Source organism: uncultured Streptococcus sp. (genome assembly GCF_963511325.1).
Lineage (GTDB): Bacteria > Bacillota > Bacilli > Lactobacillales > Streptococcaceae > Streptococcus.
The window spans coordinates 1-14,296 of sequence record NZ_CAUPII010000040.1; the positions used below are offsets into that span (position 1 = coordinate 1).

Genomic DNA, 14,296 nt, shown 5'->3' on the forward strand with positions numbered 1-14,296 from the left:
CGAACTCTATTCCGTAACGATCAATCAATTTAATCATGTACCTAATATTAGAATTATTTATCCCAAATTTATTTGAAAGCTTCTCTAAGCTATATCCTTGTTTTCTAAGTTCATAGACCTGAACTTTATCATCATAAGTTAATTTCATAATAAAAACACCCCAAAAGTTAGATTTTTTTCTGTCTAACTTTTGGGGTGCAGTTCAAAAACTTGATATTATGCGTTTTATTGTGGGAAAATTTACTTCGGTTGCTCCTGATACTCAATGAAAATCAAAGAGCAAACTAGGAAGCTAGCCGCAGGTTGCTCAAAGCACTGCTTTGAGGTTGTAGATAGAACTGATGAAGTCAGCTCAAAACACTGTTTTGAGGTTGTAAATAGAACTGACGAAGTCAGTAACATATATACGGTAAGGCGACGCTGACGTGGTTTGAAGAGATTTTCGAAGAGTATGAAATTGAGATTTTTCCCAGCCTCTTAGTATAGACGTATTGGATTTTTGGATTTTTTAGAAAATTATGATAAAATAAAAAATATGAAAAATGGGGATTCCTCATGCCTAGTTTGACTAGGAAACAAAATAGAAATTAGGTAGCTAGATGTCATCAAAAGTTATTGTTACAATTTTCGGTGCAAGTGGGGATTTGGCCAAACGTAAGCTCTACCCTTCACTTTTTAGACTTTATAAATCAGGTAATCTTTCTGATCATTTTGCTGTTATTGGAACTGCTCGTCGTCCTTGGAGTAAAGAGTATTTCGAATCTGTTGTTGTCGAATCTATTTTGGACTTGGCAGATAGCGCAGAAGAGGCTCAAGCTTTTGCTAGTCATTTTTACTATCAAAGCCACGATGTTAATGATACCGAACACTATATCGAATTACGTAAGCTTCAGGCTGAGTTAAATGAAAAGTATCAAACTGAACACAACAAGCTCTTCTTCCTCTCAATGGCACCACAATTCTTCGGTACCATCGCCAAACACCTCAAGTCTGAGCAAATCGTTGACGGTAAGGGCTTTGAACGTTTGATAGTTGAGAAACCTTTCGGTACAGATTATGAAACTGCAAGCAAACTAAACGAAGAGCTTCTAGCTACTTTTAACGAAGAGCAAATCTATCGTATCGACCACTATCTTGGTAAAGAGATGATTCAGAGTATCTTTGCCATTCGTTTTGCCAATATGATCTTTGAAAATGTTTGGAATCGGGAACATATTGATAATGTGCAAATTACCTTTGCAGAACGTCTAGGTGTTGAAGAGCGTGGTGGCTACTATGATGAGTCTGGCGCCCTTCGAGACATGGTTCAAAACCACACACTTCAGCTTCTATCACTCCTTGCTATGGACAAGCCTGCAAGCTTTACAAAGGATGACATTCGCGCAGAGAAAATCAAGGTCTTCAAGAACCTTTACCACCCTACAAATGAGGAACTTAAAGAGCACTTCATCCGTGGTCAATATCGTTCTGGTAAAGTTGATGGCATGAAATACATCTCTTACCGTAGCGAACCAAATGTCAACCCAGAATCAATGACAGAAACCTTTGCTTCAGGTGCCTTCTTTGTAGATACTGATCGCTTCCGTGATGTACCTTTCTTCTTCCGTACAGGTAAACGCCTAACTGAAAAAGGAACACACGTAAACATCGTCTTCAAACAAATGGATTCAATCTTTGGAGAACCACTAGCACCGAATGTGCTTACCATCTACATCCAACCGACGGAAGGATTCTCTCTTAGCCTTAACGGTAAAGAAGTTGGAGAAGAGTTCAAACTTGCACATAATTCGCTTGACTACAGAACTGATGCTACAGCTACAGGTGCTTCACCAGATCCTTATGAAAAGCTAATCTACGATGTATTGAATAACGATTCAACTAACTTTAGCCACTGGGAAGAAGTTAGCGCATCATGGAAATTGATTGACCGTATTGAGAAGCTTTGGGCTGATAATGGTGCTCCTCTTCATGACTACAAAGCTGGTAGCATGGGACCTCAAGCTAGCTTTGAACTCCTTGAAAAATACGGTGCTGAGTGGACTTGGCAACCAGATATCGCCTATCGTAAAGATGGTCGTTTAGAATAGAAAAAAATATCCTGCAAGAATTCTTGCAGGATTTTCTTTTATATCAAACCTTCTAGAAGGCCTTTCATAAAGTTCTCAGAATTAAATTCACCGATATCATCGATTTTTTCACCAAAACCAATCAACTTAACAGGAATATTGAGTTCCTCACGGATAGCCAGAACAACACCACCTCGGGCAGTTCCATCAATCTTGGTTAAGACAATTCCTGTAACAGGAGTAATTTTTGAAAACTCTTTGGCTTGTACAAGAGCGTTTTGTCCTGTTGAGGCGTCAAGTGCTAGGAAGGTTTCATGCGGAGCTTCTGGCACGACACGTTTAATGATACGACCAATTTTTTCCAACTCTGCCATCAAGTTTTCCTTGTTTTGTAAACGGCCAGCTGTATCAATCATGAGAATGTCAATACCTTCTGCTACTGCTCGTTCCATCCCGTCAAAGACCACACTGGCTGGATCTGCTTTTTCAGGCCCAGTAACCACAGGAACATCTACACGACGGCCCCATTCTGCTAACTGAGCTACCGCACCAGCACGGAAGGTATCCGCAGCAACAAGCATGACTTTCTTGCCTGCTTGCTTGTAGCGATGCGCTAATTTACCGATTGAAGTTGTTTTCCCGACACCATTAACACCTACAAAGAGCATGACTGTCAAACCATCTTGGAAGTTAATGCTTTCATTGTATTGCCCATCTTTTTCGTAAAGCTCTACCAATTTTTCGATGATGACACGACGGAGGACATCTGGTTTCTTGGCATTTTCAAGTTTTGCTTCATAGCGCAATTCTTCAGTGAGATTTGAAGCTACCTGTACACCAACGTCACTCATGATGAGCAGTTCTTCTAGTTCTTCGAAGAATTCTTCATCAACAGAGCGGAAGTTAGCAAAGAAAGCATTCAAACGAGCTCCAAAGCCCGTACGAGTTTTCTTGAGACTACGGTCATATTTTTCCTGTACAGTCTCTTGAACTTGAGGAATTTCTTCGATTACTAGATCTTCTTCCTCTTCTTCAGAAGTATCTGACTCCGTCTCGTCTGGTTGAACTTGATCAGCTTCTTCATCGTCGCTATCACTTGAAGGTACTTCTTCGACTGGTGACTCAGGTTCTTCTGCAACAAACTCAACTACTTCTTGAGAGCTGTCTTCAGTTTCTTCAACTTCTGTTGACTCTGACTCTTCCTGACAACAATGACACTCAGTTTCCTCTTCAAACTGAGTCTCTTCTTTCTGAGGGGCGGTTTCTGCTTCAACTGTCTCTAGAATAGTTTCTGCTACTGGTTCTGCAGACTCACTAGCTTCTTTAGAATAAGTTTCCTCAACTTCTGAACTTTGGTCGATTTCCTCAGTATTTTTCACTTCAACTTCTTCAGTTCCAAGTGCTTCAACTTCCTCGCTAGGCTCTGTCAGATCCAAGTTTTCCAAAGCTTCTTTAACGACTTCTTCGATTTTTGGTTCTTCTTTTCTCCCAAATAAACGGTCAAATAATCCCATTCTTTAGTTCTCCTTCAGTACATATTTTTCAATGGCCCAGGCAACAGCTTCCTCGTCATTGGTCATAGGGGTTACTACATTTGCAACTTCCTTGACCTCAGGCACAGCATTTTGCATAGCAACTCCGAGTCCTGCCCATTCAATCATGGAAAGGTCATTGGCCTCATCTCCACAAGCCATCACTTGACTTTGGTCAATTCCTAGGTGGTCGATCAATTTAGCTAATCCAGTAGCCTTATGAACGTTCTTTGGTGACCATTCCAAAAGCATGTCGCGAGATTTAAAAATTTCATAATTGTTAAACAAGTCTGGTGAAATATTAGCAATTGCGGCATCCAGTGGTTCTTGAGCAAAAGCGGTCACACATTTGTTGTAGGTCATTTGACTAGACAAATCTTCAAAGTCAATTGGAACAAAGTTTAAAACAGGGTTAAACTTGGCGTAAAGACTTTCTTGATCTGATTGGATTTGGTAAACTGTACCTTCTGAAATGGCATCTAAAGGAATGCCTAGTTTTTCAGTTTCCTCGTAAATACGTGTCACATCATCAATAGAGAATACTGTCTTATCGAGGATTTCACCTGTATTTTTCTGAACCAATCCACCATTAAAGGTGATAGTATACTCGTCATCATGGCCGTCTGTTCCAAGCTCTTTAAGGAAGAAATCCATAGCCTTGAGGGGACGTCCAGTTGTCAGTACCACTTTGACTCCCTGATCACGCGCTGCCTTTAAAGTTGCCTTAGTACGATCAGTCAATTTCTTGTCTGTCGTCAGCAAAGTCCCATCTAAGTCTAGGGCAATTAATTTAATATCTGCCATTACAAACCCTCCATATAAGCGATAACTGATTGGTCTTTGTGATGTCCGATAACTGTTTCAGCTAGTTCTAAAATCTCTGGACGAGCATTTTCAGGTGCGACTGGGTGCCCTACAACTTGCATCATGTGCAGGTCATTAAGATTATCACCAAAAGCCATCACTTGATCCATATCCAGATTTAATTTCTTAGCCAATTCGACAATAGCGACTCCCTTGTCAACATGGTCTAAAACGATGTCAATGGATTCAAAGCCTGTCGTCATAGCCTTGACCCCAGGAACATGTTCATTGACCCAAGATTCTCCAGCTTCTACTGTCTCTTCAGTGAAGTTAGTTGTGAATTTGAAAATCTCATCGGTAATATCTTCTAGGCTGGCTACTTTTTTGATATTTTCATTGTAATGATGACTAAACATAAGATAGGTTTCATCTACTGTATCTAAGACATAGCAAGCCTCTTTACCAGTCAAGAGCATCTTTTTCTCATCAAAATAAGGTGAAGTCTTTAGTTTTTCAAATGTTGATAGGTAAAAATCTCGAGGCATGGTTGCTTCATAGAGGTCCTCTCCATGGAAACGAACGAGACTCCCATTTTCAGCAATGAAAATAATCTCATCTTTAACATCCGCAAAATGCTTTTCAAGTGACAAAAGCCCACGACCTGATGCTACAGCAAAATAGATTCCTTTTTCTTGATAAGAATGGAGCAACTTTTTCAGACGCTCCATATCAAATTGACCGGCACCATCCAAAAAAGTACCGTCCATATCCGTTGCTACTAATTTAATCATAAATTCTTCATACTCCAATTAATAAATCTACCTTCTATTATACCATAGAAAAAGTAAAAAAAGACGTGCTGAATTGACACGTCTTTGTCTTCTAAAAATTAATCCGTAAGACCAATTTAAAGGCCAGGCTGATTTGCTTACTTTCTTTTATATCCAATCTCTCAACTCTTTTCTTCCAAAGTTCTTGATTGAAGTCTATTCTGAGAGTTCATCAGCTATTACGTAAAAATTATCAATCTTTGGCTGAGATACAGTTGTCACAATCATAAATAGCATATAGTTCTTGACATATAATCTTGCATATGAAAAAATACTTGTTGGAGGTTAATAATATGACTGAAAAAATCAAAAACTGGGTTAATATTTGCGTTTTGAAAAATCAAGAAATTTTATTACTTAATAGACAGCACGATAATTTTCCTGGCTGGATTCCACCGGGGGGAAAAGTTGAATTCCCTGAAAGTTTTTTTGAAGCTGCATTACGGGAACTTAAGGAAGAAACTGGACTCACTGCATTAAATCTTGAATTAAAAGGAATTTCAGGCTTTACTAATTCAATTGGTAATGAGAGATTTGTCTTCTATGACTTTTTATGTACTCAGTTTACTGGTGAACTAAGTACATCTGCTGAAGGTGAGCCAAAATGGTGGAATCTAAAAGATATTGATAAAATACCAATGCAAGATGAAATAAGAAAAAGGCTACCACTTTATTTAAGAAAAGGAAGCTTTGAAAGTATTAACTATTGGGATGATAATAAGAAATGCATTAGTGAAAACAAAACAATTTTATTTGACTAATATTCTCTACGGTATAATCAAAGGTATCTAATAAAAATCATCTACTCTAGCAATTTTTTCCTTCTACCTATAAATAGCTATAAAGCCTTGGAAACAGCTTATTCCAAGGCTGCCTTTGTATTTTACTGTATCAATTTCCTTATTCCGATTTCAGTTGTGACAAGGTTAATCATATATATTTCCATTCATCGGTTAAAATTCTATCTTCTATTGGGCTAACTGTTATTAAAAATATAAGCCCTTCTCCACACTTTCCTGAATCAAGTCTTCCGTCAGTTTCCATAATTCTTCTGATTCACTTTTTATGAACTTTTTCTTTTCTAATACCATGTCTGCACTGATATTATCAGGATTATAATTGAATTCTGACACTTCTAAGTGATTTATCAGTGGTACCAAGGCATCGATCACTCTTGCATATCTTGCTTCAGCACTCTGCCCTTTTTCAAATTCCAACCACAAATTTTTCATATTCAAATATTTCTCTTCTGGAAGGAGGCTCATTGTTTTTTCTATAGATTCTAACTCTCTATTATGAGAATGAACCTTTTTTTCATCATCAAAAACCCAAGTATCTCCGGCATAAATCTCACCTAAATCATGAATCAATAACATAGAAATAACTTTTTCCATTTTCAACTTTTCAGGATAATAATCTTGAAGAACCATCGCAGCTATGGCACCCTGCCAAGAATGTTCGGCACTATTTTCAAATCTGCCATCAAGAGTTCTATTAAATCTTGTCACTGACTTTAATTTCTCTATTTCTTTAATAAAATCAACAGAATGTTTCAAATTACTCATTATTGCTCCTATCTAATTCGAAATTACAAATATATTAGCAAAAAATAATCTTTACATCATTAATTTCCCTTATTTGCAAAAAATAACGCCTAATCCACATGAGATTAGACGCTTGATTAAACTTGTAATTTATAAAATATTTATCAATCGAGTGATTGAACTTTCCTACCATCAATCAATTCCAAGTCTTTTTATCCATATTTGGCAAAGAGAGCTTAAACTTAATAATAAAGAGTCGAATCACAAAACCGACAATTGAGAGAATGATAAAAGCGGTGATTCTTGGAAAGTGAAGGACAAAGGCCAACCAATAATAAATAACTCCAATTACGAAAGATAGAAGTGCATAGATGTCTTCTTTTAGAACACTTGGTACTTCATTGATCAGGAGGTCTCGGATAATACCTCCACCTGCTCCCGTTAAACAGGACAAAATCCCTGCAGACATCAAGTTCAATTTACTATCAGCTAAGGCGGTAGCTCCAATCAAGGAAAAGATGATTAAGCCAATCGAATCAAAGATAAGATAAGCTTCTCTCAGCCACTTATAGAATTTTTTTTCTTGACTGGCATTGGCTTGTTTTGATGTCACAAAGGCATACATAATAACAGCTACAAGAATAGAGACATAAATCGGTCCAGGATCTGCGAGAGCGGATGGAAAACGACTGATAATAGAATCTCTTAAAATACCCCCGCCTACTGCTGTTACAATTGCCAATAAACTAATTCCAAAAATATCTAATCGTTTACCAAATCCTTTGATAGCGCCTGAAGCAGCAAAGGCTATAGTCCCAATATAATTACAGATCATTAGGAATAGATCGAAATCCATATAAGCTCCTCAATTTATTTTTGTAACCCTCCGACTTCTTGAAGGTCATTCTAAATACTTTAGCTTGAAATGTTGTATCGAAAACAAACTAAGCATCCATATTTTCTAAATCTTTTAGTTTAACAGAGACAATCTTAGAAACACCAGATTCTTGCATGGTTACCCCATAAATAGAGTCTGCTGCTGCCATGGTTCCCTTACGGTGGGTAACAACGATAAACTGACTATCCTTGTCAAAACGGTTAAGATAATCCCCAAAGCGTTTAACGTTAGCTTCATCGAGTGCAGCCTCTACTTCATCCAAAATAACAAATGGAATGGTCTTGACACGAATGATTGAGAAGAGCAAAGCAAGAGCTGACAAGGCCTTCTCTCCACCACTCATGAGGTTGAGAGATTGGATTTTCTTACCTGGCGGTTGAACAGAGATTTCAACACCTGCTGTCAATAAATCTCCCTCGGTCAGGATTAGGTCCGCTTGACCACCACCAAACATCTGCTTGAAGGTCACTTTGAAGGATTCACGAATTGCTTCAAAGGTTGATTTAAATCGTTCCTTCACTTCATCGTTCATCTCTGTAATGGTTTCAAGAAGAAGATTTTTGGCAGAAAGAATGTCATCACGCTGACTATTTAAGAATTCCAACCGTTCGTGAACTTCGTCAAACTGTTCAATGGCATCCAAGTTAACCGGACCAAGTGAACGAATGGATTTTTCCAAATCCTTGACCTTTTGTTCAGCGACAGCCAAGTCTTCCAATTGGTTGGCTTGTTCTAATGCTTCAGTATAACTAATCTGGTATTCTTCAGTCAGTTGACCTTGAAGATAGCGAAGGCGGTCCGTAATCTTCTCTTTAGTTGCTTCTGCACGTGTTTGCTTACGAATCCATTCTTCATTTTGCTCGCGAGCTTGTTCTAAATGACTGGCTATATCATCCAATTGACCTTCAATATCATCTAGTTCAAACTGCTTACGAATCAATCCTTGTTGAATTTCTTCCTTCTGACTCTTGGCTTCTGCTTCCTGCTTGGCCAAAAGTTCTGTATCAACTTTTTCAAGATTGTCTACCTTTTCTTGGAGAAGCCGTTCAATTTCTTCTTGTTCGATATTGAGGTTCTCAAGTTCTTTATTGATCCGTTCAATATCTGCAACTTCGTAACGTTTTCGCCCTACCATTTCTGTTTTGAGCAGACGTTCTTGAGAAAGTTTATCCTGCAAGCTTTGGTAACGTTCTTGAATCGCATTTTTATTGGACTTGATTTCTTCAATCTCAGACTCCAGCTTTTGCTTTTCAGTTGCAATGAGCGAAAGACGTTCTTGGCATTTTTCTTTTTCAGCTTGCCAATCTCCACCTCTGAGATTGTTTAATTCTTTTTCCTGAAGTTCTAGAAGTGTTTCGAGTTCTTCAACTTGCTGGCAAGTTTGTTGATAAGCAAGATATAAGCCCTGCTCCTCTATACGAGCTTGCTCTCCTTTAGACTTAATAGTTTCCAAAGTCTGAGTGAGGGTAGCTAAGTTTTCTTGAACTGTTTTCAGAATTTCTTCTTCCTGACCAAGGAGCTTTTCCTCTTGAGCAATTTCTTTTTGTAACTGCTCCAATTCAGGCTTGATGAAAATACTGTTATTTTGACGATTGGCACCACCAGCATAAGAACCACCTGTACGCAGTTCAGTACCATCTAAGGTTACCATCCGAACTTGATAGCGTACCTTACGAGCCGCATCACGCGCATGCTCCACTGTATCAAAGATAGCTGTCGTAGCTAGCAAGTTTTTAAATATTGCTTCATGTTTGGCATCAAAGGTAACCAATTCATCTGCCATTCCAAGAAAACCTGGACTTGAGGCAATCACATCTTGATTCTGCCCAGAAATGCTACGTGCCTTAATAGTTGTCAAAGGTAGGAAAGTCGCACGACCAGCTCGGTTTCTCTTAAGAAAATCGATGGCCTTTGTTGCTGCCTGTTCATCTTCAACGATAATGTGTTGGCTACTTGCACCAAGGGCAATTTCAAGTGCTGTCTGATAACGAACATCAAAGGTTAAATGTTCACTAACAGCTCCAACAATACCTCCTAGACAATTTTTCTCTTGTAAAACACTCTTAACACCTGCATAGAAATTACTATGGTTTTTAAGAATGTTTTCCAAACTTTGCGCCTTGGCCTGCTTGTTTTTCAGACTATCCAATCGGTCAAAGAGTTGATTTTGCTGGCTTTGATAAGTCTGCTTTTGTGCTTCTTCTTCTTTGGCACTGGTTTGATAGTCAGCGAGTAAGTTCTGTACTTCTTCTTTAGCAGACTTTAGGGCAAGCTCTTGGTCAGCAGCCTTAGACTTGGCAGTAACCAATTGTTCCTTCAAGGATTCTAATTGTTCTTCCTGCTTTTGAGTCTGTTGGCGACTATTTTCAAGGTCATTTTCAATACGTGTCAACTGGTTAGAGACATCCGCTTCTTCTTGTAAAAAGGCAACGAAACGTTCACGCAGTTGCTCAATCATTTGATCTGGATCATCAGAAAAAGCTAATAACTCAGCTTCTAAACGATTGACTTCCTTAGTATTGACAGATAGATTTTCTTCTAACTGACTGAGATTTATTTCTTTTTCTTCCTTCTCTTGAATGAGAACATTTCTCTTTTCGTCCAAACTAGCCAAACGAGCCTGTGCCTCTTGTTGATTGAGAGCAACCTGCTCTGTCTCCAGTTTAGACAAGGCCAATTTCCGTTCCAAATCACTGATTAGAGCAGTCAAATCCATCAAACTAGTTTGATCTTTAGCCATCTCCGCTTGTAAATCATGACGTTTCTTTTTGAGAGTTTGGTTTTCTTCTTCTAAGTCTTGACGTTTTTGGTAATAACTGGTCAGAAGTTCCTGAACTTGGTTTAATTCTTCTTCTGTTACATCCAATTCAACCTTATTGGCTTGAATTTGTGCAACCAAAACATCCAAGTAGATGGCTTTACGCTGACCGTCTAATTCTATAAATTTACGAGCTGTTGCTGCTTGCTTTTCTAATGGTTTGATTTGATTATCTAACTCATAAATGATATCTTCCAAACGATCCAAGTTGTCCTGAGTTTGTTGGAGCTTGCTTTCAGTTTCTTTTCGACGAGTTTTATACTTCAAAACTCCGGCAGCTTCTTCAAAAATAGCCCGACGTTCCTCAGGCTTAGAGTTAAAGATCTCTTCAACTTTCCCTTGGGAAATAATAGAGAAGGAATCACGTCCAAGTCCAGTATCTAAGAAGAGGTCATGAATATCACGAAGACGAACTTTTTTACCATCAATCTTGTATTCACTATCTCCAGTACGATAGATATGACGTTCAACTTTGATTTCCTGGCCTGCATCCTTGATAAAGCCATCTTGGTTATCCAAAGTAACAATAACAGAAGCGTAGTTTAGAGGCTTCCGACTTTCCGTTCCTGCAAAGATGACATCAGGCATCTTCCCGCCACGCAGACTTTTCACACTAGATTCACCTAGTGCCCAACGGAGGCTTTCAGTAATATTTGATTTCCCAGATCCATTTGGTCCTACAACCGCCGTCACCCCTTGGTCAAAAAGAACTTTGGTCTTATCAGCAAAGGACTTAAAGCCTTGGATTTCAATTTTTTTTAAATACATGAATCCAGCCCTTTCTCAACTGCATTTTTAGCGGCTTCCTGCTCGGCCAATTTTTTAGAGCGTCCTTTACCAGAACCTAGACTTTGCCCCTCAACAAGGACTTCAACCTCAAACATCTTATCATGGGCTGGCCCAATCTCTGAAATCACCTGATAACGAATATCAACATCTCCATTAACTTGGAGCAATTCTTGAAGGTGAGTCTTATAATCCTTGATCATCTCAAAATCGCCAGCTTCAACCTTAGGAATCATGACTTGGTAGATAAAGGTTTTTACAGTCTTTATATCCTTGTCTAAAAGCAGAGCACCCAAAAAGGCTTCAAAAGCATCGCCCAAGATCGTGTCTCGGTTACGACCACCAGACTTTTCCTCCCCCTTACCAAGCTTGATAAACTGATCAAACTGACAATCACGGGCAAAACCAGCCAAACTCTCCTCACGGACAATCATAGCACGGAGTTTTGACAAGTCCCCTTCTGGTTTTTTAGGGTATTTTTTAAACAGATATTCTGAAATCAATAATTGCAGAACAGCGTCTCCTAAAAATTCCAAGCGTTCATTGTGTGAAATTTTTAAGAGGCGGTGCTCATTGGCGTAACTAGTGTGGGTAAAAGCTGTTTCGAGTAATTGTTTATCTGAAAAAACAAGATCAAAACGTTCTTGTAACACGGATTCTAATTCTTTCATGACTACCTCTTTCTAAATCATTATAATCCTATCCATTATATCAAAAAAAGGCTTCATAGTCAGAAAAGAACAGTGAAAAGCTCATTTTCTAACTTCTAGCTAAAATCAGCCCCCAGCTAGCGAATTGGGCTTTTTTTTGGTATAATAAATCTTATGGAAATTGAAAAAACCAATCGAATGAATGCTCTGTTTGAATTTTATGCAGCCCTTTTGACTGATAAGCAGATGAACTATATCGAACTCTACTATGCAGACGACTATAGTTTAGCTGAAATCGCTGAAGAATTCGGTGTCAGTCGCCAGGCCGTTTATGATAATATCAAACGAACTGAAAAGATCCTGGAAGACTATGAGATGAAGCTCCATATGTACTCTGACTACATTGTTCGCAGTCAAATTTTTGATCAGATTTTGGAGCGTTATCCAGAGGATGCTTTTCTGCAAGAGCAAATTGAGATTTTGACCAGTATTGATAATAGGGAGTAATCATGGAAAATCTTGTTGTCTATAAAGGAATACCTTGCAAACTATTAGCTGCAGAGGAACCATTTCCTAGTCGACTACAGATTATCTCGCCCAATCATATCTCCAAAGCTATGCAAATAGGTTTTAGCTGTTGGGGATATCCAAATGAAATCATGAAAGAAGTCACACCCGAAGAACTAGAGTGTTTGCAACATTTCGGACGATTTCCACTGAATTGAAAAAATAGGAGAAAATAATGGCATTTGAAAATTTAACAGAACGTTTGCAGAACGTCTTTAAAAACCTACGTAAAAAAGGAAAAATTACAGAGAGCGATATCCAAGAAGCAACCAAAGAAATCCGTCTAGCTCTTTTAGAAGCCGACGTTGCTCTACCAGTTGTCAAGGATTTTATCAAGAAGGTTCGTGAACGTGCGATCGGGCATGAAGTCATTGATACCCTTAATCCAGCTCAACAAATCATCAAGATTGTCAATGAAGAATTGACGGAAGTCCTTGGTTCAGACACAGCTGAGATTATCAAGTCACCAAAAATCCCAACCATTATCATGATGGTCGGTTTGCAGGGGGCCGGTAAAACAACTTTTGCAGGTAAACTTGCTAACAAACTTAAAAAGGAAGAGGATGCTCGTCCTTTGATGATTGCAGCCGATATCTATCGTCCTGCTGCTATTGACCAGTTGAAAACACTTGGACAACAGATTGATGTTCCCGTATTTTCTCTTGGTACTGAAGTTCCTGCAGTTGAAATTGTTCGCCAAGGTTTGGAGCAAGCCAAAGCCAACCATAACGACTATGTCTTGATTGATACGGCCGGTCGTTTGCAAATTGACGAACTTCTCATGAATGAGCTTCGTGACGTTAAAGCCCTCGCTCAACCAAATGAAATCCTTCTTGTCATCGATGCCATGATTGGTCAGGAAGCTGCAAACGTTGCGCGTGAATTCAACGCTCAGTTGGAAGTGACTGGTGTTATCCTTACCAAGATTGATGGGGATACTCGTGGTGGTGCTGCCCTTTCTGTTCGTCACATCACTGGAAAACCAATCAAGTTCACTGGTACTGGTGAAAAGATTACTGACATTGAAACCTTCCACCCAGATCGTATGGCCAGCCGTATTCTCGGTATGGGAGATATGCTGACTCTGATTGAGAAAGCTTCCCAAGAATACGATGAGCAAAAAGCCATTGAAATGGCTGAGAAGATGCGAGAAAATACCTTTGATTTCAACGATTTCATCGATCAGTTGGATCAGGTACAAAATATGGGGCCAATGGAAGATTTGCTCAAGATGATTCCAGGTATGGCCAACAATCCTGCCCTTCAAAATATGAAGGTGGATGAAAAACAAATTGCTCGCAAACGTGCCATCGTCTCTTCTATGACTCCAGAAGAACGTGAAAACCCAGACTTGCTTACTCCAAGTCGCCGTCGTCGTATCGCTGCTGGTTCTGGTAATACCTTTATCGAAGTCAACAAGTTCATCAAGGACTTCAACCAAGCTAAACAACTCATGCAAGGTGTCATGTCTGGTGACATGAACAAGATGATGAAACAGATGGGCATCAACCCTAACAATCTTCCTAAAAATATGCCTGGGGGTATGGATATGTCAGCCCTTGAAGGTATGATGGGACAAGGTGGTATGCCTGACTTGTCAGCTCTTGGTGGAGCAGGAATGCCAGATATGAGTCAGATGTTTGGTGGAGGTCTCAAGGGTAAAATCGGTGAATTTGCCATGAAGCAATCCATGAAACGCATGGCTAATAAAATGAAAAAAGCCAAGAAAAAACGCAAATAAAAGGGATGAACTGCACCCCAAAAGTTAGACAGAAAAAATCTAACTTTTGGGGTATTTTTA

The 14,296-nt window shown here is 39.0% G+C and carries 12 protein-coding genes and 1 pseudogene; 5 read left to right on the top strand and 8 right to left on the bottom strand.

Annotated features, from left to right (window positions below):
• Positions 1-148: pseudogene (locus tag RQ973_RS08655) on the bottom strand (IS3 family transposase); the annotation flags it as partial.
• Positions 149-599: 451 nt separating this feature from the next.
• On the opposite strand from RQ973_RS08655, the gene zwf reads away from it, so the two are divergent.
• A complete protein-coding gene (gene zwf, locus RQ973_RS08660; RefSeq protein ID WP_075231676.1) occupies positions 600-2,087 on the top strand; it encodes a glucose-6-phosphate dehydrogenase in 1,488 nt (495 codons plus the stop codon).
• A gap of 38 nt (positions 2,088-2,125) precedes the next feature.
• Here zwf and ftsY read toward each other — a convergent pair whose 3' ends face one another.
• Genes ftsY through RQ973_RS08675 form a run of 3 tightly spaced genes read right to left on the bottom strand, consistent with a single transcriptional unit; the run spans position 2,126 to position 5,193 of the window.
• Positions 2,126-3,580: a signal recognition particle-docking protein FtsY gene (gene ftsY, locus RQ973_RS08665; RefSeq protein WP_075231677.1), complete on the bottom strand. Its 1,455-nt coding sequence runs from the start codon at positions 3,578-3,580 to the stop codon at positions 2,126-2,128.
• Positions 3,581-3,583: 3 nt separating this feature from the next.
• Positions 3,584-4,402 carry a Cof-type HAD-IIB family hydrolase gene (locus tag RQ973_RS08670; RefSeq protein ID WP_075231678.1) on the bottom strand — a complete coding sequence of 273 codons (819 nt, stop codon included), beginning with the start codon at positions 4,400-4,402 and terminating at the stop codon, positions 3,584-3,586.
• Positions 4,402-5,193 carry a Cof-type HAD-IIB family hydrolase gene (locus tag RQ973_RS08675; protein WP_075231679.1) on the bottom strand — a complete coding sequence of 264 codons (792 nt, stop codon included), beginning with the start codon at positions 5,191-5,193 and terminating at the stop codon, positions 4,402-4,404. The genes RQ973_RS08670 and RQ973_RS08675 overlap by 1 nt, the downstream gene beginning before the upstream one ends.
• 332 nt (positions 5,194-5,525) lie before the next feature.
• On the opposite strand from RQ973_RS08675, the gene RQ973_RS08680 reads away from it, so the two are divergent.
• A complete protein-coding gene (locus RQ973_RS08680; RefSeq protein WP_000136624.1) occupies positions 5,526-5,993 on the top strand; it encodes an 8-oxo-dGTP diphosphatase in 468 nt (155 codons plus the stop codon).
• A 225-nt stretch (positions 5,994-6,218) separates the two neighbouring features.
• Here the strand turns inward: RQ973_RS08680 and RQ973_RS08685 are convergent, their stop codons facing one another.
• The 4 genes from RQ973_RS08685 to rnc all read right to left on the bottom strand — a co-directional run bounded on the left by RQ973_RS08685 (position 6,219) and on the right by rnc (position 11,949).
• Complete coding sequence (locus RQ973_RS08685; RefSeq protein WP_075231680.1) at positions 6,219-6,797, bottom strand: HD family hydrolase; 579 nt, start codon at positions 6,795-6,797, stop codon at positions 6,219-6,221.
• A 175-nt stretch (positions 6,798-6,972) separates the two neighbouring features.
• Positions 6,973-7,632 carry a trimeric intracellular cation channel family protein gene (locus RQ973_RS08690; RefSeq protein WP_075231681.1) on the bottom strand — a complete coding sequence of 220 codons (660 nt, stop codon included), beginning with the start codon at positions 7,630-7,632 and terminating at the stop codon, positions 6,973-6,975.
• A gap of 88 nt (positions 7,633-7,720) precedes the next feature.
• On the bottom strand, positions 7,721-11,260 hold the full coding sequence (smc, locus tag RQ973_RS08695) for a chromosome segregation protein SMC (RefSeq protein WP_075231682.1): 3,540 nt from the start codon (positions 11,258-11,260) through the stop codon (positions 7,721-7,723).
• Positions 11,251-11,949 (bottom strand): ribonuclease III, encoded by a 699-nt coding sequence (gene rnc / locus RQ973_RS08700; RefSeq protein ID WP_075231683.1) that lies wholly within the window; start codon positions 11,947-11,949, stop codon positions 11,251-11,253. Before rnc ends, smc begins: the two co-directional genes overlap by 10 nt.
• 153 nt (positions 11,950-12,102) lie before the next feature.
• On the opposite strand from rnc, the gene RQ973_RS08705 reads away from it, so the two are divergent.
• From RQ973_RS08705 to ffh, 3 genes are read left to right on the top strand one after another with little or no spacing between them, the layout of a single operon-like run.
• Entirely contained in the window at positions 12,103-12,435 is a 333-nt protein-coding gene (locus RQ973_RS08705; protein ID WP_000402062.1) for a putative DNA-binding protein, read from the top strand.
• A gap of 2 nt (positions 12,436-12,437) precedes the next feature.
• The gene (locus RQ973_RS08710; protein WP_311523697.1) at positions 12,438-12,653 is read left to right on the top strand and encodes a 2-oxoglutarate:acceptor oxidoreductase; all 216 of its coding nucleotides are present in this window, start codon (positions 12,438-12,440) and stop codon (positions 12,651-12,653) included.
• 17 nt (positions 12,654-12,670) lie between these two features.
• Positions 12,671-14,236: a signal recognition particle protein gene (gene ffh, locus RQ973_RS08715; protein WP_311523698.1), complete on the top strand. Its 1,566-nt coding sequence runs from the start codon at positions 12,671-12,673 to the stop codon at positions 14,234-14,236.
• Positions 14,237-14,296 lie beyond the last annotated feature (60 nt).

Excerpts from the sequence above, each read along its gene's own strand:
- zwf (WP_075231676.1), top strand. The coding sequence starts at position 600 with ATGTCATCAAAAGTTATTGTTACAATTTTCGGTGCAAGTGGGGATTTG.
- ftsY (WP_075231677.1), bottom strand. The coding sequence starts at position 3,580 with ATGGGATTATTTGACCGTTTATTTGGGAGAAAAGAAGAACCAAAAATC.
- RQ973_RS08670 (WP_075231678.1), bottom strand. The coding sequence starts at position 4,402 with ATGGCAGATATTAAATTAATTGCCCTAGACTTAGATGGGACTTTGCTG.
- RQ973_RS08675 (WP_075231679.1), bottom strand. The coding sequence starts at position 5,193 with ATGATTAAATTAGTAGCAACGGATATGGACGGTACTTTTTTGGATGGT.
- RQ973_RS08680 (WP_000136624.1), top strand. The coding sequence starts at position 5,526 with ATGACTGAAAAAATCAAAAACTGGGTTAATATTTGCGTTTTGAAAAAT.
- RQ973_RS08685 (WP_075231680.1), bottom strand. The coding sequence starts at position 6,797 with ATGAGTAATTTGAAACATTCTGTTGATTTTATTAAAGAAATAGAGAAA.
- RQ973_RS08690 (WP_075231681.1), bottom strand. The coding sequence starts at position 7,632 with ATGGATTTCGATCTATTCCTAATGATCTGTAATTATATTGGGACTATA.
- smc (WP_075231682.1), bottom strand. The coding sequence starts at position 11,260 with ATGTATTTAAAAAAAATTGAAATCCAAGGCTTTAAGTCCTTTGCTGAT.
- rnc (WP_075231683.1), bottom strand. The coding sequence starts at position 11,949 with ATGAAAGAATTAGAATCCGTGTTACAAGAACGTTTTGATCTTGTTTTT.
- RQ973_RS08705 (WP_000402062.1), top strand. The coding sequence starts at position 12,103 with ATGGAAATTGAAAAAACCAATCGAATGAATGCTCTGTTTGAATTTTAT.
- RQ973_RS08710 (WP_311523697.1), top strand. The coding sequence starts at position 12,438 with ATGGAAAATCTTGTTGTCTATAAAGGAATACCTTGCAAACTATTAGCT.
- ffh (WP_311523698.1), top strand. The coding sequence starts at position 12,671 with ATGGCATTTGAAAATTTAACAGAACGTTTGCAGAACGTCTTTAAAAAC.